Source organism: Pseudomonas sp. ENNP23 (genome assembly GCF_001728945.1).
Lineage (GTDB): Bacteria > Pseudomonadota > Gammaproteobacteria > Pseudomonadales > Pseudomonadaceae > Metapseudomonas > Metapseudomonas otitidis.
Window position 1 is genome coordinate 270,953 of the sequence record NZ_LYSP01000001.1, and the last position, 17,667, is coordinate 288,619.

The 17,667-nt window shown below is 68.6% G+C and carries 15 protein-coding genes and 1 pseudogene; 11 read left to right on the top strand and 5 right to left on the bottom strand.

Annotated elements, in window-relative coordinates; all coding sequences use genetic code 11:
- Positions 1 to 87: 87 nt before the first annotated feature.
- From A9G05_RS01155 to A9G05_RS01170, 4 genes are all read right to left on the bottom strand, one after another.
- Entirely contained in the window at positions 88 to 429 is a 342-nt protein-coding gene (locus tag A9G05_RS01155; RefSeq protein ID WP_069559223.1) for a multidrug transporter, read from the bottom strand.
- Between the two features lie 81 nt (positions 430 to 510).
- Positions 511 to 1,089 (bottom strand): lysophospholipid acyltransferase family protein, encoded by a 579-nt coding sequence (locus A9G05_RS01160; protein ID WP_069559224.1) that lies wholly within the window; start codon positions 1,087 to 1,089, stop codon positions 511 to 513.
- Positions 1,090 to 1,136: 47 nt separating this feature from the next.
- Positions 1,137 to 1,949 carry a bifunctional DNA-formamidopyrimidine glycosylase/DNA-(apurinic or apyrimidinic site) lyase gene (mutM, locus tag A9G05_RS01165; protein ID WP_069559225.1) on the bottom strand — a complete coding sequence of 271 codons (813 nt, stop codon included), beginning with the start codon at positions 1,947 to 1,949 and terminating at the stop codon, positions 1,137 to 1,139.
- Between the two features lie 30 nt (positions 1,950 to 1,979).
- A complete protein-coding gene (locus tag A9G05_RS01170; protein ID WP_165664898.1) occupies positions 1,980 to 2,792 on the bottom strand; it encodes an HDOD domain-containing protein in 813 nt (270 codons plus the stop codon).
- 194 nt (positions 2,793 to 2,986) lie between these two features.
- Here A9G05_RS01170 and A9G05_RS27010 point away from each other — a divergent pair.
- From A9G05_RS27010 to A9G05_RS01205, 8 genes and pseudogenes are all read left to right on the top strand, one after another.
- A pseudogene (locus A9G05_RS27010) lies at positions 2,987 to 3,076 on the top strand (protease); the annotation flags it as partial.
- A gap of 83 nt (positions 3,077 to 3,159) precedes the next feature.
- A complete protein-coding gene (locus A9G05_RS01175; protein WP_069559227.1) occupies positions 3,160 to 4,356 on the top strand; it encodes a class I SAM-dependent rRNA methyltransferase in 1,197 nt (398 codons plus the stop codon).
- Positions 4,357 to 4,358: 2 nt separating this feature from the next.
- Positions 4,359 to 5,177 carry an alpha/beta fold hydrolase gene (locus tag A9G05_RS01180; RefSeq protein WP_069559228.1) on the top strand — a complete coding sequence of 273 codons (819 nt, stop codon included), beginning with the start codon at positions 4,359 to 4,361 and terminating at the stop codon, positions 5,175 to 5,177.
- A gap of 217 nt (positions 5,178 to 5,394) precedes the next feature.
- A complete protein-coding gene (gene ilvD, locus A9G05_RS01185) occupies positions 5,395 to 7,236 on the top strand; it encodes a dihydroxy-acid dehydratase (RefSeq protein WP_069559229.1) in 1,842 nt (613 codons plus the stop codon).
- A gap of 82 nt (positions 7,237 to 7,318) precedes the next feature.
- Positions 7,319 to 7,660, top strand: a complete 342-nt coding sequence (locus A9G05_RS01190) for a hypothetical protein (RefSeq protein ID WP_139131049.1) — start codon at positions 7,319 to 7,321, stop codon at positions 7,658 to 7,660.
- Between the two features lie 212 nt (positions 7,661 to 7,872).
- A complete protein-coding gene (locus A9G05_RS01195; RefSeq protein ID WP_069559230.1) occupies positions 7,873 to 9,252 on the top strand; it encodes a nucleobase:cation symporter-2 family protein in 1,380 nt (459 codons plus the stop codon).
- A 36-nt stretch (positions 9,253 to 9,288) separates the two neighbouring features.
- Complete coding sequence (locus A9G05_RS01200) at positions 9,289 to 9,753, top strand: metallophosphoesterase family protein (RefSeq protein WP_139131050.1); 465 nt, start codon at positions 9,289 to 9,291, stop codon at positions 9,751 to 9,753.
- Positions 9,754 to 9,807: 54 nt separating this feature from the next.
- Positions 9,808 to 13,896, top strand: coding sequence for a DEAD/DEAH box helicase (locus A9G05_RS01205; protein ID WP_069559231.1), 4,089 nt, complete (start codon positions 9,808 to 9,810; stop codon positions 13,894 to 13,896).
- A gap of 6 nt (positions 13,897 to 13,902) precedes the next feature.
- On the opposite strand, the gene A9G05_RS01210 is transcribed toward A9G05_RS01205, so the two are convergent.
- Entirely contained in the window at positions 13,903 to 14,415 is a 513-nt protein-coding gene (locus A9G05_RS01210) for a dihydrofolate reductase (protein WP_171902694.1), read from the bottom strand.
- Positions 14,416 to 14,574: 159 nt separating this feature from the next.
- On the opposite strand from A9G05_RS01210, the gene A9G05_RS01215 reads away from it, so the two are divergent.
- From A9G05_RS01215 to A9G05_RS01225, 3 genes are all read left to right on the top strand, one after another.
- The gene (locus A9G05_RS01215; RefSeq protein WP_069559232.1) at positions 14,575 to 15,726 is read left to right on the top strand and encodes a glycerophosphodiester phosphodiesterase; all 1,152 of its coding nucleotides are present in this window, start codon (positions 14,575 to 14,577) and stop codon (positions 15,724 to 15,726) included.
- Between the two features lie 95 nt (positions 15,727 to 15,821).
- Positions 15,822 to 17,210 carry a DUF2868 domain-containing protein gene (locus tag A9G05_RS01220; RefSeq protein WP_069559233.1) on the top strand — a complete coding sequence of 463 codons (1,389 nt, stop codon included), beginning with the start codon at positions 15,822 to 15,824 and terminating at the stop codon, positions 17,208 to 17,210.
- A partial coding sequence (locus tag A9G05_RS01225) for a GTPase domain-containing protein (protein ID WP_171902695.1) occupies positions 17,203 to 17,667 on the top strand: 465 nt, incomplete at its 3' end. The genes A9G05_RS01220 and A9G05_RS01225, both read left to right, overlap by 8 nt.

Sequence of the window (17,667 nt, forward strand, 5' to 3'; positions counted from 1 at the left end):
GTCCCGTGACGGCCCCAATGCAAACGGCCCCTTGCCCGTTAGCGGGCAAGGGGCCGTGGACGGCCTGACGGCCGCAGCCGAAACGGATCAGTCCTTCTGGTAGCCGCTGCTGGTGCAGCCCAGGCAACGGACGAAGGCCTCGCGACCCGGCTCCACCACCAGTGCCTTGCCGGCGGCGCCCACATTACCGCCCAGGGCGCTGAACGGCAGGCTGACCACGAACAGGCCGGCACCGATGGCCGTGGCGCCGATCAGCAGCGGACGGGCGATGAGCAGGTCACCGGCCATGGCAAAACCGGACGGAGCACTGACGGTGTAGGTGGGGTCGCCGCTGACATTCTGCTGCTGCACCGTCTCGGCCTGCGCCGGAAGCGCCATGAGGCCGGTGGTCAGCGCCAGGACGGCAGCGGAAGTGCGAAACAGGTTCATGATGCAATCCTTCGGCTATTTGTAGGAGTAATCGTGCGGCTAACTATAACAGCGCCATTTGGCTTGTCAGCGTGACGGCCATCAATCGCCGTTAAAAGCGTAGTCGGGATTCTTCGGCACATAGGGCCGGTAGAACGCCAGCAACTGGCGCAGATCGGCCACTTCATCGCCGCAGGGTTGAAACGGTGCGCCGATGACGATGCGCCGGTGCTGGAAGTCCAGCGCCGCCGGCACGATGGGCACGCCCGCCCCGCAGGCGATGTGGTAGAAGCCGCTCTTCCAGCGCTCCACCTTGCGCCGCGTGCCTTCCGGCGACAGCACCAGGATGAACTGGCGGTGCTCGGCGAAGGCCTCGATGGCCTGCTCCACGGTGTTGAGCTTCAGGTGCCGACGGATGGGAATGCCGCCCCAGTAGCGCATAAGCGCGCCGAAGGGCCAGCGGAAGATGCTGTGTTTGCCGAACCAGCGGGCGTTCAACCGCAGGATGAACTTGGCAGCGATGAACAGCACGAAGTCCCAGTTGGAGGTGTGGTGGGCGCCGATCACCACGAACTTGTCGAGGGGCGGCAGTTGCCCCTCGATGCGCCAGCCCATGAGCCGGAAGACGGCATGGCCGAGTGCCTCCGCAACCGCATTGCGGGGCAGGTAGTTGCCGGACATTGTTCACCTCTTGTTCTTGTTCTCGGCAGGTGTCGGTGGAGCGGTCCCTAGCGTTGGCAGCGTGGGCAGTAGACGCTGGCCCGCTGGCCCAGCCTGACCTCCCGCAGGGTAGAGCCGCAGACCTTGCAGAAGTCCCCGCCGCGCCCATAGGCGAACAGCTCCTGCTGGAAGTAGCCGGGTTGGCCATCGCCACCGACGAAGTCCCGCAGCGTGGTGCCGCCGCGCTCGATGGCATTGGCGAGAATGCGCTTGATCTCCCCGGCGAGCTTCAGATAGCGGGCGCGGGACACGCTGCCGGCCTCCCGGCGCGGGTCGATGCCGGCGGCGAACAGCGCCTCGGTGGCGTAGATATTGCCCACGCCCACCACCACCGCGTTGTCCATGATGAAGGGCTTCACCGCCATGCTGCGCCCGCGGGACAGGCTGAACAGCCGCTCGCCACCGAAGGCATCGGTCAGCGGCTCGGGCCCCAGGTTGCGCAGCAACTCGTGCCCGTGGGGATCGAGACTCCAGAGCAGAGCACCGAAGCGGCGTGGATCGGTGTAGCGAAGGGCCAGGCCCGACTCCAGCTCGATGTCCACATGCTCGTGGCGCGCAGCCTCCAGCCCGGCTTCCACCAGGCGCAGGCTGCCGGACATGCCCAGGTGGCTGATCAGCGTTCCTGCCTCGGCCTGCAGCAGCAGGTACTTGGCCCGCCGCTCGACGGCGACGAAGTGCTGCCCGGACAGGCGCACGTCCAGGTCCTCGGGAATCGGCCAGCGCAGGCGGCGCTCACGCACGACGACGCGACTCACGCGCTGCCCTTCGAGGTAGGGAGCGATGCCCCGCCGCGTGGTTTCGACTTCGGGTAGTTCAGGCATGTGGATCTCGGCAGACAGCGGGGAGGGCGCTCAGTTGGCGCCCAGTTCGCGGATGTTTTCCTTGAGGTTGTCGAAGTCGTAGTCGGAGAGACCGACGTAGTCGAGCACCAGCCGGTGGATGCTGTGCCACTCGTGGTCGTCCGCCTGGCCTCCCAGGACCAGGTGCGACGAGCAGATGTGCTCGGACATCTTCAGGATCGCCAGCAGCGTCTTCAGCGGCGCGTCGCGACCGGAGTCGTCGCTGAAGATCGCCAGGGCGTTGTGGTGGTTGGCGATGGCCTCGCACAGGTGCTCCGGCAAGCGCCAGGAACGCGCGGTGAAGTAGCCCACCACCGCGTGGTTGGTGTTCAGCAGGCGGTTCTCAGTGTCGACGATGCGGCGCTCGTCGCAGGCGCTGGCGTAGGCCTCCTCCAGCACCACCATGTAGTCCGGGAAGCGCTTGAGCATCAGCGGGATGCCGCAGTTGTGGAACAGCCCCAGCGCGTAGGCTTCGTCCGCCTGCTGGTAGCCGATGCGCTTGGCCAGGGTCAGGCAGGTCATGGCCACGTCCTGGGCGGTGTCCCAGAAGCGGTTGAGGGTGACGATGGTCTCGTCGCTCATCTCGCCCTTGATCGACTGCGCGTTGATCAGGTTGATCACCGTGTTGCAGCCCAGCAGGTTCACCGCCTGCTGGATCGAGGCGATGCGATTGGTCAGCCCGTAGAACGGCGAGTTGACGATCTTCAGCAGCGCCCCGGAAAGCCCCGGGTCGTGACTGATGAGCTTGGCGATGGTGCGCAGGTCCGGGTTGGGCATGACCTGTTCCATCTGCAGGTCCACCATGATCTGCGGCTGCGGCGGCACGCTGATCCCCTGGAGGAAGTGGCGGATCTGTTCGGCGGAGAGTTCTTGGGCCATGACAACGGAGACCAAGGGTGGGTAATTCGGGACGACAGTCTAACTCTAGCCGGCGATGGCCAGAACACTCCTTTGAGCTGAACTTTCCGTCGGCACCACGGCTCGGAACCTGCATGCCCCCAACACGGACAGGAGGCAGCATGAACCCCTCGATCAAGGGCAAGCGCGTGGCGCTGCGGGTTACCGACGACTTCCAACAGGTAGAACTGACCGGCCCCCGCCAGGCCCTGGCCGCCTGAGCCGACGCCCGCCGGTAGCAGGCTCGGCGGGCGCCTTCGGGTATACTTCCGCTCTTTTTTCCGGAGAGCGACCCATGTCCCTGCCCAGCCTGCGCCTCAAAGCCAATGCCGATCGACGCCTGCGCGCCGGCCACCTGTGGGTCTACAGCAACGAGGTGGACGTGGTCGCCACCCCGCTGAACGCCTTCCAGCCGGGCGACCAAGCCATCCTCGAAGCCGCCGGCGGCAAGCCGCTGGGCGTGGTCGCCCTGAGCCCGAACAACCTGATCTGCGCCCGCCTGGTCTCCCGCGACGTCAAGCACGTGCTGGACAAGTCGCTGCTGGTGCACCGCCTCAATGTCGCCCTGAGCCTGCGCGAGCGCCTGTTCGACAAGCCCTTCTACCGCCTGGTCTATGGCGACTCCGACCTGCTCCCCGGCCTGGTGGTGGACCGCTTCGGTGACCACCTGGTGGTGCAACTGGCCTCCGCCGCCATGGAGCGCAACAAGGACGCCGTGCTGGATGCCCTGGTGCAGGTGCTCAAGCCCCGTGGCGTGCTGTGGAAGAACGACTCCGCCGCCCGTGATGCCGAAGGCCTGGAGCGCTACGTGGACACCGCCTTCGGCGTGGTGCCCGAGTGGGTCGCCCTGGAAGAGAACGGCGTGAAGTTCGAAGCCCCGGTGCTGGAAGGCCAGAAGACCGGCTGGTTCTACGACCACCGCATGAACCGCGCCCGCCTGGCCCCCTACGTGGAAGGCAAGCGCGTGCTCGACCTGTTCAGCTACATCGGCGGCTGGGGCGTGCAGGCCGCGGCCTTCGGCGCCAGTGAAGTGTTCTGCGTCGACGCCTCCGGCTTCGCCCTCGACGGCGTCGAGCGCAACGCCACCCTCAACGGCGTGGCCGAGAAGATCACCTGCGTGGAAGGCGACGTGTTCGAAGCCCTCAAGGAGCTGAAGGCCGCCGAAGAGCGCTTCGACGTGGTGGTGGCCGACCCGCCGGCCTTCATCAAGCGCAAGAAGGACCTGAAGAACGGCGAGGCTGCCTACCGACGCCTCAACGAACAGGCCATGCGCCTGCTGAACAAGGACGGCATCCTGGTCAGCGCCTCCTGCTCCATGCACCTGCCCGAGGACGACCTGCAGAACATCCTGCTCGGCAGCGCCCGTCACCTGGACCGCAACATCCAGCTGCTGGAGCGCGGCGGCCAGGGCCCGGACCACCCGGTGCACCCGGCCATCGCCGAGACCCGCTACATCAAGAGCCTCACCGTCCGCCTGCTGCCCAACAGCTGAGCATGAGCGCCCCGCAGGTCCGGGCCTTCGGCAGCGCCGACGGCCCCCTAGCCCTGTACTTCCACGGCACCCCGGGCTGCGCCCGGGAGGCCTGCTGGCTGGAGGCCGCCGCCCAGCGCTACGGCATCCACCTGCTCGCCCTGGACCGCGCCAGCCTGGCACCGGGCCGGACCGGGCACGACTACCTCCACACCCTGATCGACTGGGCGGCCAACACCCTGGACGGGCAACCCGCCAGCCTGGTGGGCTTCTCCATCGGCGCGCACCTCGCCTTGCGCGTCGCCGCGGCACTGCCCGACGCTGATCTGCAGTGCCTGCTGGTCTCCGCTGCCGCGCCGCTGGAATGGCCACAGAGCTGGGACGGCATGGGTGCCGGACGCCACACCTTCCGCCTCGCCCAGCGCCACCCCGAACGCCTGGCACGGATCGCCCGCCTGCAGTGCACGCTGGCCCGGCACGCCCCCGGACTGCTGGCACGCCTGCTGTTCCAGGGCGTCGGTCGTGCCGAGCGCCACCTCGCCCGGGAACAGCGCCCCCGGTTGAAGGCCGTGCTTGAAGGCGCCCTGGTCGAAGGACCAAGCGCCTACCTGCGGGATGTGCAGCTTTACTGCCAGCCCTGGGCCGATGAGCTGGACAACCTGGCGGCACCCGTCAGCCTCTGGCACGGCGAGGACGACCGCTGGGCGCCACCGGGCATGGCCCGAGGGCTGGTGCAGCACCTGCGTGCCGCCACCCTGCGCTGGCAGCCCGGCCTCGGCCACTACGGCACGTTGCTGCACAGTGCAGACGCGCTGATGCAGGCCTGTCACCGGCAGCCCTGAGCACCGGTCGCGCCGGCCTTCCGCCCGGCGCCTGCCTGGGATTAGAATCCCGATTCCCCTGCCACACCCTCAGGCGGGCCAGTGAGCCCCGGCCGAGCGCACGGTGATCCCGCAGCGCCCTCACGCCATCTCCGGACACGACGGGTACATCCCCTCTCCACCGGCACCTTCACGCTCACGACACGACCATTACCTGATCAGCCTGCAGGACACCGAAATGCCCGATTACCGCTCGAAGACCTCCACCCACGGCCGCAACATGGCCGGCGCCCGCGCCCTCTGGCGCGCCACCGGGATGAAGGACGAAGACTTCAAGAAACCGATCATCGCCATCGCCAACTCCTTCACCCAGTTCGTGCCCGGCCACGTGCACCTGAAGGACCTGGGCCAACTGGTCGCCCGCGAGATCGAGAAGCACGGCGGTGTGGCCAAGGAGTTCAACACCATCGCCGTGGACGACGGCATCGCCATGGGCCACGACGGCATGCTCTATTCCCTGCCGAGCCGCGAGATCATCGCCGACTCCGTGGAGTACATGGTCAACGCCCACTGCGCCGACGCCATCGTCTGCATCAGCAACTGCGACAAGATCACCCCCGGCATGCTGATGGCCGCCCTGCGCCTCAACATCCCCGTGGTGTTCGTCTCCGGCGGCCCGATGGAAGCCGGCAAGACCAAGCTGGCCAACCACGGCCTGGACCTGGTGGACGCCATGGTGGTGGCCGCCGACGACTCCTGCTCCGACGAGAAGGTCGCCGAGTACGAGCGCAGCGCCTGCCCCACCTGCGGCTCCTGCTCCGGCATGTTCACCGCCAACTCCATGAACTGCCTGACCGAGGCCCTGGGCCTGTCGCTGCCGGGCAACGGCTCCACCCTGGCCACCCACAGCGACCGCGAGCAACTGTTCCTGCGTGCCGGCCGCCTGGCCGTCGAGCTGTGCCAGCGCTACTACGGCGAAGGCGACGCCTCCGTGCTGCCGCGCAACGTCGCCAGCTTCAAGGCGTTCGAGAACGCCATGACCCTGGACATCGCCATGGGCGGCTCCACCAACACCATCCTGCATCTGCTGGCTGCCGCCCAGGAGGCGGAAGTGGCCTTCGACCTGCGCGACATCGATCGCCTGTCGCGCAAGGTGCCGCAGCTGTGCAAAGTGGCGCCGAACATCCAGAAGTACCACATGGAAGACGTGCACCGTGCCGGTGGCATCTTCAGCATCCTCGGCGAGCTGGCCCGTGGCGGCCTGCTGCACACCGACGTGCCCACCGTGCACAGCCCGAGCATGGCCGACGCCATCGCCCAGTGGGACATCACCCAGACCGACGACGAAGCCGTGCACACCTTCTTCAAGGCGGGCCCGGCCGGCATCCCGACCCAGGTCGCCTTCAGCCAGAGCACCCGCTGGGACAGCCTGGACGACGACCGCGCCAACGGCTGCATCCGCTCCGTCGAGCACGCCTACTCCCAGGAGGGCGGCCTGGCCGTGCTCTACGGCAACATCGCCCTGGACGGCTGCGTGGTGAAGACCGCCGGCGTGGACGAATCCATCCACGTGTTCGAAGGCACCGCGAAGATCTTCGAAAGCCAGGACGGCGCCGTGAAGGGCATCCTCGCTGACGAAGTGAAGCCGGGCGACATCGTCATCATCCGCTACGAAGGCCCGAAAGGCGGCCCGGGCATGCAGGAAATGCTGTACCCCACCAGCTACCTGAAGTCCAAGGGCCTGGGCAAGCAATGCGCCTTGCTCACCGACGGTCGCTTCTCCGGCGGCACCTCGGGCCTGTCCATCGGCCACGCTTCCCCGGAAGCCGCCGCCGGTGGCGCCATCGGCCTGGTGAAGGACGGCGACAAGGTGCTGATCGACATCCCCAACCGCAGCATCAACCTGCTGGTGTCCGATGAAGAGCTGGCCGCTCGCCGCGTCGAGCAGGAAAAGAAAGGCTGGAAACCCGCGCAGCCCCGCGCCCGCAAGGTCTCCACCGCCCTCAAGGCCTACGCCCTGCTGGCCACCAGCGCCGACAAGGGCGCCGTGCGCAACAAGGCGATGCTGGAAGACCTGTAAGCGCTGCCTGCGAACGGAAAAGCCCGGCCTCGTGCCGGGCTTTTTATTCCCATTGCTGTTCATCAGGAGCCTGCCGGACCTCATGCAGAACCTGAAGCTCGAATTCGAAGAGGACGCCGCCGAGTTCTACATCGCCTCGCTTGCGAGAGGAATTCTCGAAGGCATCAAGAGCGGCGCCCTGACTGCCGAGACCGGAATCTGGTCCCTGGGCCGCCCTGTATTGCGCAACGCCTTGGCAATCACCTCTATCAGCACGGAGTTGATGGAGGTTCTGGAAGGCTTCGACGAGCTCGACGCCCTGGCCGAACTCGGCATAGACCCACAGCCCACGCTACAACGCATGATCGATGCACTGGACCGGTGCCAACGCTCCACCGATAACCGCGAAACGAGCCTGATCATTCGCGCCTTCAGTGCTCCGTAGGATGCACCTGTCATGTAGGGGCGACTTCAGTCGCCCAAGGCCGTGCAGCGGCCCCATGCCCGGCCGGAAGCGGGCGAATGAATTCGCCCCTACACAGCCGCGTCCGCAGCAGGCGGTTCGCGAGCAGAGCTCGCTCCTACGAAGCGCTCAACGCCCCTCGCCGCCCTCGACCATTCAGGTAGAATCGCCGCTTTTTCGCCGGCCGCCCCACCATGACCTCACTGGAAAACCCCTCCGCCCCCGAGTCCCGCAACGAACTGGTCTACGGCCTGGAGGACAAGCCGCGCCCGCTGGCAGCGATCCTGGCCGCCCTGCAGCACCTGCTGGCGATCATCGTCCCCATCGTCACCCCCGGCCTGCTGATCTGCCAGGCGCTGGGCGTGTCGGCCCGCGACACCAACCTGATCGTCTCCATGTCCCTGGTGGTCTCCGGCATCGCCACCTACGTGCAGTGCCGCCGCTTCGGCCCCTTCGGCGCCGGGCTGCTGATCGTCCAGGGCACCAGCTTCAACTTCGTCGGCCCGCTGATCGCCGGCGGCGCGCTGATGGTCAAGCAGGGCACCCCGGTGGAAGCGGTGATGGCGGCGATCTTTGGCGTGGTCATGGCCGGCGCCTTCATCGAGATGGGCGTGTCGCGCATCCTGCCGTTCATCAAGCGCCTGATCAGCCCCCTGGTGACCGGCATCGTGGTGCTGATGATCGGCCTCACCCTGATCAAGGTCGGCCTCATCAGCATGGGCGGCGGCTTCGGCGCCATGGCCAACGGCACCTTCGCCAACGGCGAGAACCTGCTGCTCTCCGGCACCGTGCTGGCGGTGATCCTGGTGCTCAACCGCATCCCGGTGGTGTGGATGCGCAGCTGCGCCATCGTCATCGCCCTGCTGGTGGGCTACGCCCTGGCCGGCGCCCTGGGCCGCCTGGACTTCAGCGGCATGCACGAGGCGCCGCTGGTCCAGGTGCCGACCCCGCTGCACTTCGGCCTCGGCTTCTCCTGGTCGCTGTTCGTGCCGATGCTGGTCATCTACCTGGTGACCTCCCTGGAAGCCATCGGCGACGTCACCGCCACCAGCAAGGTCTCCCGCCAACCGGTGGAAGGCCCGCTGTGGATGCAACGGATCAAGGGCGGCGTGCTGGTCAACGGTGCCAACTCCCTGCTGGCCGGCGTGCTCAATACCTTCCCCAGCTCGGTGTTCGCCCAGAACAACGGGGTGATCCAGCTCACCGGCATCGCCAGCCGCCACATCGGCGGCTGGATCGCCCTGATGCTGATCCTGCTGGGCCTGTTCCCGGCCGTGGCCGGCGTGCTCCAGGCCATGCCCGAACCGGTGCTCGGCGGCGCCGTGATGGTGATGTTCGGCGCCGTGGCCGCCTCGGGCATCAACATCCTCGCCGGCATCGAGCTGGACCGCCGCGCCCTGCTGATCATCGCCGTGTCCCTGGCCCTGGGCCTGGGCGTGTCCCAGGTGCCGGAGTTCCTCGCCCACATGCCGGCAGCGGTGCGCAACGTGCTGGAGTCCGGCGTGGCCACCGGCGGCCTGTGCGCCCTGGTACTGAACTGGTTCCTGCCGGAAACCCCGCGCCACGCCGCGTGAGGCAGAATGGGCGCGTTTCCCCACGAGGCCCCTTCCATGACCCTGCGCATCGGCCTGATCGCCGACACCCACGGCCTGCTGAGGCCCCAGGCCCTGGCGGCGCTGGAAGGCTGCGACCACATTCTCCACGCCGGTGACATCGGCAAGCCCGAGATCCTCGACGCCCTGCGCCAGCTCGCGCCCCTCAGCGTGGTGCGCGGCAACAACGACACCCAGGACTGGGCCCAGGCCATTCCCCACGACCTCAGCCTGCAGTTGAGGGGCGCCCACCTCTACCTGGTCCACGACCAGGCCGATATCCCCGCCGACCTCGCCACGCGCGGCGTCGACGCCATCGTCACCGGCCACTCCCACAAGCCGCTGATCACCCAGCGTGACGGCATCCTCCACATCAACCCGGGCAGCGCCGGGCCCCGGCGCTTCAAGCTGCCGGTGTCGATGGGTGTGCTGTGGGTGGAAAACGGCAGGGTACGGGGCGAATTGCAAACCCTTGATCCCTGAGGCCTGGGCTCGGGCAAAATAGGCCCCTTCATACCGCGACCGATAAGACGCCCCATGAAGCCTGCTACGCCACTGGACAACCTGCCCGCCACCGCCCGGGCGATTCTCTACCAACTGGCACTGTGCGCCGAAGGCCGAGGCCGGACCGCCCTGCACAAGCACCTGCAGCAGTGCCCATTCGCCCGCACCGCATCCCGGGCCATCTCGATCGAAGAGGTGGACAACTGGCTGACTACCCTGGAGCGAGCTTGCTGGCTGACGCATGAGCAGGCGAAGCGCGGCTGGACCTACCGGCTCCCACCCGATCAACGCAACACCGTGCTCCTGCACCTGTTCAACGCGCCTGAAGGGCCCCTGTGCCTCAACCTCACCCGGCGCTACCTGACCACACTGGGCACCTGGAACGCACCGGGGCCGGAGCTCATCCTGCAGGGGCTGTGGTGCTTCCTGCTCGACGGCGACCTCAAGGAACTCCAGCGCTGCATCAATCGCTACGCGCCGCGCACCCATGCCTCCGAATCGCTGCGCGAGCACCCGACCTTTCAACTGCTGGAAACCGACGAAGCAGGCACGCAACTCTTCCAGCAGTTGCCCGCAGCGATCCAGTGCTGCCTGCTGACCCACTACCTGCGCAACGCCAACCGGGTACTGGCCCCGGCCACGAAGGCCTATGAACAGGGCCTGGCACTGATCGACCGGCAGTACGACGACGACCTGGCCCTGGAGCTGCTGCTGCAGGCCTTCTGGCGAGGTGACTGGCCCCGCCTGGAAGCCCTCAGCCACCCTTCGTTCACTGTCTTCGGACAGGTCATCATCCACAGCGTCAGAGGCGAAGCCGGCGAGGCGCTGAACCACCTGGAAGCCTGGCGCGCCCAGCTGCGCAAACAGACGGGCCAACGCAACCCGGTGTGGGCCCCCGTGCTCAACAGCCTCTACACCCTCGCGCTGATCGGGGCCTACGAGCCCTCCCGGCGCCACGCACTCAAGCAGGCGCTGACCCAGGGGGAGAGGGAGCATCGCGGTTATGCCTACCCGGTCCTCGAGATGTTCCACGAACGACTGCAAGGCGCAGCCAGCAGAAAAACCAGGGGCTACCTGCCCTCGACGCTCAACGGCCTGGACGGTCTGATGCTGGCCCTCGGGCACTACTGGCTGGACAGCAACGACACCCCAGCCTGGCAGCGTGAGTTGAACGCCTACTGCCAATCCCTGGTCGATGCGGGCTACAGCTGGCTGGCGGCCGAGTTCGATGCGCTGCTGGAAAAGCAGTTCGGCCAACCGCGCCAACTCGCCCAGGTACACCAGGCGGCCGGTTTGCGCCCGCTGGTGCAACTGCACCAGCGCCAGGAACCCTGGCAACTGGCGTTGCAGGCACTGCGTTTGCTGAAAGCACCTGCCACCCAGGAACAGGCCGCGCCCCGGGCGACGCGCCTGGCCTGGCTGGTCAGCCTGGGGAGTTACTACGATCAGGTCGAGCCCAGGGAGCAGAAGCGCAACGCCAAAGGCCAGTGGAGCAAAGGGCGGGTCGTTGCCCTGCAGCGCCTGGTGAACGAGCGAGGCAGCCTGGATTTCCTCAATGAGCAGGACCGCCAGGCCATCAGCCGCATCCAGGTCATCAGCCAGTACTCCGGCTATGAGCGCTACGAACTGCCGATACACGAAGCACTGCCTGCCCTGGTCGGCCATCCGGCGCTGTACTGGGCCAACCAGCCCGACCTGCGCTTTGACCTGGTCCTGGGCCAGGTCGCCCTGCACCTCGAGGAAGCGAACGGCCGACTCCGCTTGCACCTCAGCCCCGGGGACGTGGATGCCCATGAGCGCATCGTGATCGTCGAAGAGTCGCCGACCCGGGTGGTCATCTACCCCACTGATCCGGACATCCGCCAGCTCGCGTCCATCGTCGGCATGGGGCTCGAGATGCCGCTATCGGCCAAGCAGGAGCTGCTGGAGGTTGCCAGCACCCTCGCTCCGCTGCTGCCGATCCACTCCGACCTGCCGGAGCTGGCAACGCAGGTCCCGACGGTCGACGCGGATGGCACCCTCCATGCCCACTTGGTGCCCCTGGAGCAGGGCCTGCGCCTGCAGTTGCTGGTACGCCCCCTGGCCGAAGGCAACTGGCTGCGGCCCGGCCAGGGCAGCGCCTACCTGCTGGGTGAGCAGGCTGGGCAGCCCGTGCAGGCCCGGCGCGACCTCGATGCCGAACGCCAGGCCCTGCAGCAGGTGCTCGACAGTTGCCCCGGGCTGGCCCTGGGCGACACGGACGGTCATGAGTGGCGCCTGGCCGACCCGCAGGACGCCCTGCAGGTCCTCGGTGAGCTGAAGGCCCTGGAGAGACAGGGGCTGCGCTGCGTCTGGCCCGAAGGCGGGCAGATCCACCACCGGGGGCGTGCCGGTTTCGGGCAGTTGCGCCTGGGCCTCAAGCAACAGGGCAACTGGCTGCGCCTGCAGGGCGAACTCCGCCTGGACGACGGCAAGGTCCTGGAGCTGCGCAAGCTGCTCGATCTGCTCAAGGATGCTCCGGGACGCTTCGTGCACCTGGGTGAGCGCGATTGGCTGGCGCTGGACGATCGCCTGCGCAGGCAACTGGACGAGCTGCGGCACCAGGCCGAACGGCTCGGGGAGAACGACCTGCTGCTCTCCCCCCTCAGCGCCCCCCTGCTGGAAGCACTGGCCGGGCAGGTCGAGGACTTCAAGGCCGACCGCCACTGGCAGAGCCACCTGGATCGGCTCGCCAGCATGCGTGCGCACCAGCCGCAGGTTCCCAGGACCCTGCTGACGCAACTGCGTGAGTACCAGCACGAGGGCTTCTGCTGGCTCTCCCGCCTGGCGCACTGGGGCGTAGGGGCCTGCCTGGCCGACGACATGGGCCTGGGCAAGACGGTGCAGTTGCTCGCGCTGCTGCTGGAGCGCGCCGGGCAGGGGCCGCAACTGGTGGTCGCGCCCACCTCGGTCACCCTCAACTGGCAGGCCGAATGCGCGCGCTTCGCCCCCAGCCTGAAGGTTCGCCTCTATCACGAGGATCGCCGCCTGGAGGCCCTGGGGCCCCGCGACCTGGTGATCGTCAGCTACGGCCTGCTGCAGCAGGACAGCGAGGCCTTCGCCGCCCAGCACTGGACCAGCGCGGTGCTGGACGAAGCGCAAGCCATCAAGAATGCCCAGACCAAGCGCTCCCAGGCGGCCATGGCCCTGCAGGCCGACTTCCGCGCGGTCGCCACCGGCACCCCGCTGGAGAACCACCTGGGCGAGCTGTGGAACCTGTTCCGCTTCATCAACCCCGGCCTGCTGGGCAGCCAGGAGAGCTTCGACGCACGCTTCGCCACCCCCATCGAGCGCGGCGACGTCTCCGCCCGGCGCGCCTTGCGCAAGCTGATCCAGCCCTTCCTGCTGCGCCGCCTCAAGAGCCAGGTACTGGAAGAGCTGCCACCGCGCACCGAGATCACCTACCGCGTGCCGCTGTCCACGGAAGAGACCCACCTCTACGAAGCCCTGCGCCAACAGGCACTGAGCAACCTCGAAGCCCCGGAGGGCGCTAGCGCCAACCCGGTGCAGATGCTCGCCGAGATCACCCGCCTGCGGCGCTTCTGCTGCCACCCGTCGCTGTCGGTGCCGGGCAGCACGCTGGAGGGCAGCAAGCTGCAGGCCTTCGCCGAGATCACCGAGGAGTTGCTGGCCAGCGGTCACCGCGCCCTGGTGTTCAGCCAGTTCGTCGACCACCTGCAGATCGTGCGCCGCTGGGTCGAGCACAACGGCATTGCCTACCAGTACCTGGATGGCGCCACACCGGCGAAGGAGCGCCGCTCCCGCGTCGAGGCATTCCAAGCCGGGCAGGGTGACCTCTTCCTCATCAGCCTCAAGGCCGGGGGCAGCGGCCTCAACCTGACGGCAGCCGACTACGTGATCCACCTCGACCCCTGGTGGAACCCGGCCGTGGAGGACCAGGCCAGCGACCGTGCCCACCGCATGGGGCAGCAGCGGCCCGTCACGGTCTACCGGCTGGTGGCGGAACACACCATCGAGGAGCAGATCGTCGCGCTGCACCAAAGGAAGCGCGACCTGGCGGACAACCTGCTGGAGGGGGGCGAGATGAGCGCCCGGCTGGATGCCGAAGCGCTGCTCAGGTTGTTGCGAGGCGAATCAGCGTAAGGCGGCTCAGCGCCGCTCCCACACCTGGAAGGTGTATGCAGGGGTGGTGTCGCTGACGGGGTACTCGATGCTGGAGGCCAGGTGCCAGTCGGCGGCGGGCACCTCGGGGAAGAAGGCATCGCCTTCCGGCTCCAGCTCCACCTGGGTCAGGTACAGGCGGTCGCCATGGGCCAGACCCTGGGCGTAGAGCTGGGCGCCGCCGATCAGCATCACTTCCTCGGCGTCCTCCTCGCGGGCCCACACCTCGGCGCGGGCCACGGCCTCTTCCAGGCTGGGGAACACCTCGGCACCCTCCAGTTGCAGGCCGGCCTGGCGGCTGACCACCAGGTTCAGGCGCCCCGGCAGCGGGCGGCCCAGGGAGTCCCAGGTCTTGCGGCCCATGATGATGGGCTTGCCCAGGGTCAGGGCCTTGAAGTGCTTGAGGTCCGCCGGCAGGTGCCAGGGCAGTTGGTTGTCGCGGCCGATGACCCGGTTGCGGGCCTGGGCGGCTATGAGGGCGAGGGGGAGGGTCTTTTTCATGGCGGCGAGAATACCAGAGGCCATGGCCACCGCCAGCCGGCCTTTCCTTCTGTCACCGCCAACAGCGTCACGCCCGGCAACACATGCCCGGGCGGCGCACGACAAACCGTCATCTATCCTGCCGCAGGCTTGCGCTTCCCTACCGCAAGGAGACGCCCCATGGCATCCACCCCGACCCTGCGGCATTGGCTGGCGGCCTGCAGCCTGACGTTGCCCCTCTGCACCTTCGCCGCACCGGACCCGGTGCAATCCGCCCTCGACTGGGCCACCCGGCAGCCCCAGGCCACCCGCGCCCCGGCGCGCGCCCAGGGCCAGCCCCTGGTGATCGGCCATCGCGGCGCCAGCGGCTACGTGCCGGAACACACCCTGGCGTCCTACGCCCTGGCCGCCCTGCAAGGCGCCGACTACGTGGAGCCGGACCTGGTGATGACCCGCGACGGCCACCTGGTGGCCCGCCACGACAACGAGCTGGGCCTGACCACCGACGTCAGCCGCCACCCCGAGTTCGCCGACCGCAAGCGCACCCAGAGCGTCGACGGCGTGCCGCTCACCGGCTGGTTCAGCGAGGATTTCACCCTGGCCGAGCTGAAGACCCTGCGCGCCATCGAGCGCATCCCCCAGGTGCGCCCCGGCAATGCGCGGCTGGACGGCACCTTCGAGATCCCCACCCTGCAGGAGATCATCGACCTGGTGAAGAGCCTGCAGCTCAGCCAGCAGCGCCGCATCGGCCTGTACATCGAGACCAAGCACCCCACCCACTTCCAGCAGCTTGGCCTGGCCATGGAGAAACCGCTGTTGCGCACCCTGCAGCGCAACGGCTACACCGACCGCCGTGCGCCGGTGTACATCCAGTCCTTCGAGGTGGACAACCTGCAGCGCATCGCCCGGCAGAGCAGCCTGCGCCTGGTGCAGCTTTACGGCAGCGGCCAGCCCTACGACCAGCAGGTGCTGGGCACCGGCCTGACCTACGCACGGATGGCCAGCCCCGACGGCCTGCGCGCCGTCGCCCGCTACGCCGCTGGGGTCGGGCCGGAGAAGGGATACATCCTCCCCCGCGACAGTGCCGGCAACCTCGGCCAGCCCACCCGCTTCGTCGCCGACGCCCATGCGGCGGGCCTCAAGGTGCACCCCTACACCTTCCGCGCGGAAAACGCCTTCCTCCCCACCAACCTGCGCAACGGTGCCGACCCGCAGGTGCGCGGCGACATCAAGGCGGAGATCAACGCCTTCCTCGACGCCGGCATCGACGGGCTGTTCATCGACCAGCCGGACGTCGCCGTGCAGGTCCGCGACGCGCGCGCGACGCCTTAACGCACACGCGGGCGGGCGGTCCGCTGGCCGCCCGCTGCACCACCCCAGGCATCAGCGGTTATGCTTCTGCCTCGTCCCATGGGAAGAGAAGCCGCGTGACCGACTCCGCGAACCCCACCCTCACCGATCTGCAACGCCTCTGGCTCACCGAAGCGGTCCGCCTGCGCGAAGAGCACGCCGGCCCGCTGGAGGACAGCGAAGCCAACCGCCGTGCCAACGCCGGTGGGGGCGACCTCGGCCAGCGCATCCAGGCCCGCGCGCTGTTCCTCGCCCAGCGCGACGGCCAGCTCGGCGCCCTCATCCACTGGCTGCAAGGCGCCCGCCTGGCAGCCTGGGCCCTGGTGCTGCTGGCCCTGGCCAGCGGCGCCACCCTGGCGGCAGCGGCCCTGGGCGACGGGCAGCGCCCGGTCAACGTGTTCTGGGCCCTGGGCGGGCTGCTCGGCCTGCACCTGCTGACCCTGCTGGGCTGGTGCCTGGGCCTTCTGGCCGGCGGCCATGCCAGCGCCCTCGGCCGCCTGTGGTGGTGGCTGTGCGCACGCCTCTCGCGGGATGCGGCAGCCGCCCAGCTGGGCCCGGCGCTGCTGGTGATGCTGCAGCGCCGCCGCCTGACGCGCTGGGGCCTGGGCGTGCTGGTCCACGGCTTCTGGGCGCTGGTGCTGGGCACCGCGCTGCTGACCCTGCTGGCCCTGCTTTCCACCCGCCGCTACGGCTTCGTCTGGGAAACCACGCTGCTCGGCAGCGACACCTTCGTCGCCCTCACCCAGGGCCTCGGCGCCCTGCCGGCGCTGCTCGGCTTCAGCCTGCCGGACAGCGACACCATCCGCGCCAGCAGCGACATGCTCGCCGACGCCGCGCCCCGCCAGGCCTGGTCCGGCTGGCTGCTGGGGGTCACCCTGGTCTACGGCCTGCTGCCACGCCTGGGCCTGATGCTGCTGTGCCTGTGGCGCTGGAGCCGTGGCCGCGCCGGGCTGGCGGTTGAGCCCGGCCTGCCCGGCTATGCCCTGCTGCGTGAACGCCTCAACCCGGCCAGCCAGCGCCTGGGCGTGGTGGACGCCGACCCCGGCCCCCAGGGGCCGATGAGCGAGGCTGCGCTGCCCTTCGAAGGAGTGGGCGCCCTGCTGGTGGGGATCGAACTGGACGACAGCCGCCCCTGGCCGCCCGCGCTGCCCAAGGGCGTGGGCGACGCCGGGGTGCTGGACAGCCGCGAGCAGCGCCAGCGCCTGCTGGACCAGCTCAGCCGCTTCCCGCCCCAGCGCCTGGCAATCGCCTGCGACCCGCGCCGCTCGCCGGACCGGGGCACCCTGGCGCTGATCGGCGAACTGGCGCGCAGCACTGTCGAGGCACGGGTCTGGCTGCTGCCGGCACCGACCGGCGAGGCACTGGACAGCCGGCGTCTGGAGGAGTGGCATCAGGCCCTCGACCGCCAGGGCCTGCGCCACGCCAACAGCGCCCCCTTCCACTGGCTGGAGCATGGCCATGACTGAGCCCCTGCGCCTGGCCGTGGTCGGCCACACCAACGTCGGCAAGACCTCGCTGCTACGCACCCTGCTACGGGATCGCAGCTTCGGCGAGGTCTCCCACCGCCCCAGCACCACCCGCCATGTCGAGGGCGCGCGGCTGTCCGTCGACGGTCAGCCGCTGCTGGAGCTGTACGACACCCCCGGCCTGGAGGACGCCATCGCCCTGCTGGACTACCTGGAGCGTCTAGACCGCCCCGGCGAGCGGTTGGACGGCCCGGCGCGCCTGGTCCGCTTCCTCGACAGCGCCGAGGCGCGCCAGCGTTTCGAGCAGGAAGCCAAGGTGCTGCGCCAGTTGATGGCCTCCGACGCCGGCCTGTACGTCATCGACGCCCGCGAGCCGGTGCTGGCGAAGTACCGCGACGAACTGGCGGTGCTGGCCATGTGCGGCCGGCCGCTGCTGCCGGTGCTGAACTTCGTGGCC

Coding starts and splice junctions, on each gene's coding strand:
- A9G05_RS01155 (WP_069559223.1), bottom strand. CDS start 429: ATGAACCTGTTTCGCACTTCCGCTGCCGTCCTGGCGCTGACCACCGGC.
- A9G05_RS01160 (WP_069559224.1), bottom strand. CDS start 1,089: ATGTCCGGCAACTACCTGCCCCGCAATGCGGTTGCGGAGGCACTCGGC.
- mutM (WP_069559225.1), bottom strand. CDS start 1,949: ATGCCTGAACTACCCGAAGTCGAAACCACGCGGCGGGGCATCGCTCCC.
- A9G05_RS01175 (WP_069559227.1), top strand. CDS start 3,160: ATGTCCCTGCCCAGCCTGCGCCTCAAAGCCAATGCCGATCGACGCCTG.
- A9G05_RS01180 (WP_069559228.1), top strand. CDS start 4,359: ATGAGCGCCCCGCAGGTCCGGGCCTTCGGCAGCGCCGACGGCCCCCTA.
- ilvD (WP_069559229.1), top strand. CDS start 5,395: ATGCCCGATTACCGCTCGAAGACCTCCACCCACGGCCGCAACATGGCC.
- A9G05_RS01190 (WP_139131049.1), top strand. CDS start 7,319: ATGCAGAACCTGAAGCTCGAATTCGAAGAGGACGCCGCCGAGTTCTAC.
- A9G05_RS01195 (WP_069559230.1), top strand. CDS start 7,873: ATGACCTCACTGGAAAACCCCTCCGCCCCCGAGTCCCGCAACGAACTG.
- A9G05_RS01200 (WP_139131050.1), top strand. CDS start 9,289: ATGACCCTGCGCATCGGCCTGATCGCCGACACCCACGGCCTGCTGAGG.
- A9G05_RS01205 (WP_069559231.1), top strand. CDS start 9,808: ATGAAGCCTGCTACGCCACTGGACAACCTGCCCGCCACCGCCCGGGCG.
- A9G05_RS01210 (WP_171902694.1), bottom strand. CDS start 14,415: ATGAAAAAGACCCTCCCCCTCGCCCTCATAGCCGCCCAGGCCCGCAAC.
- A9G05_RS01215 (WP_069559232.1), top strand. CDS start 14,575: ATGGCATCCACCCCGACCCTGCGGCATTGGCTGGCGGCCTGCAGCCTG.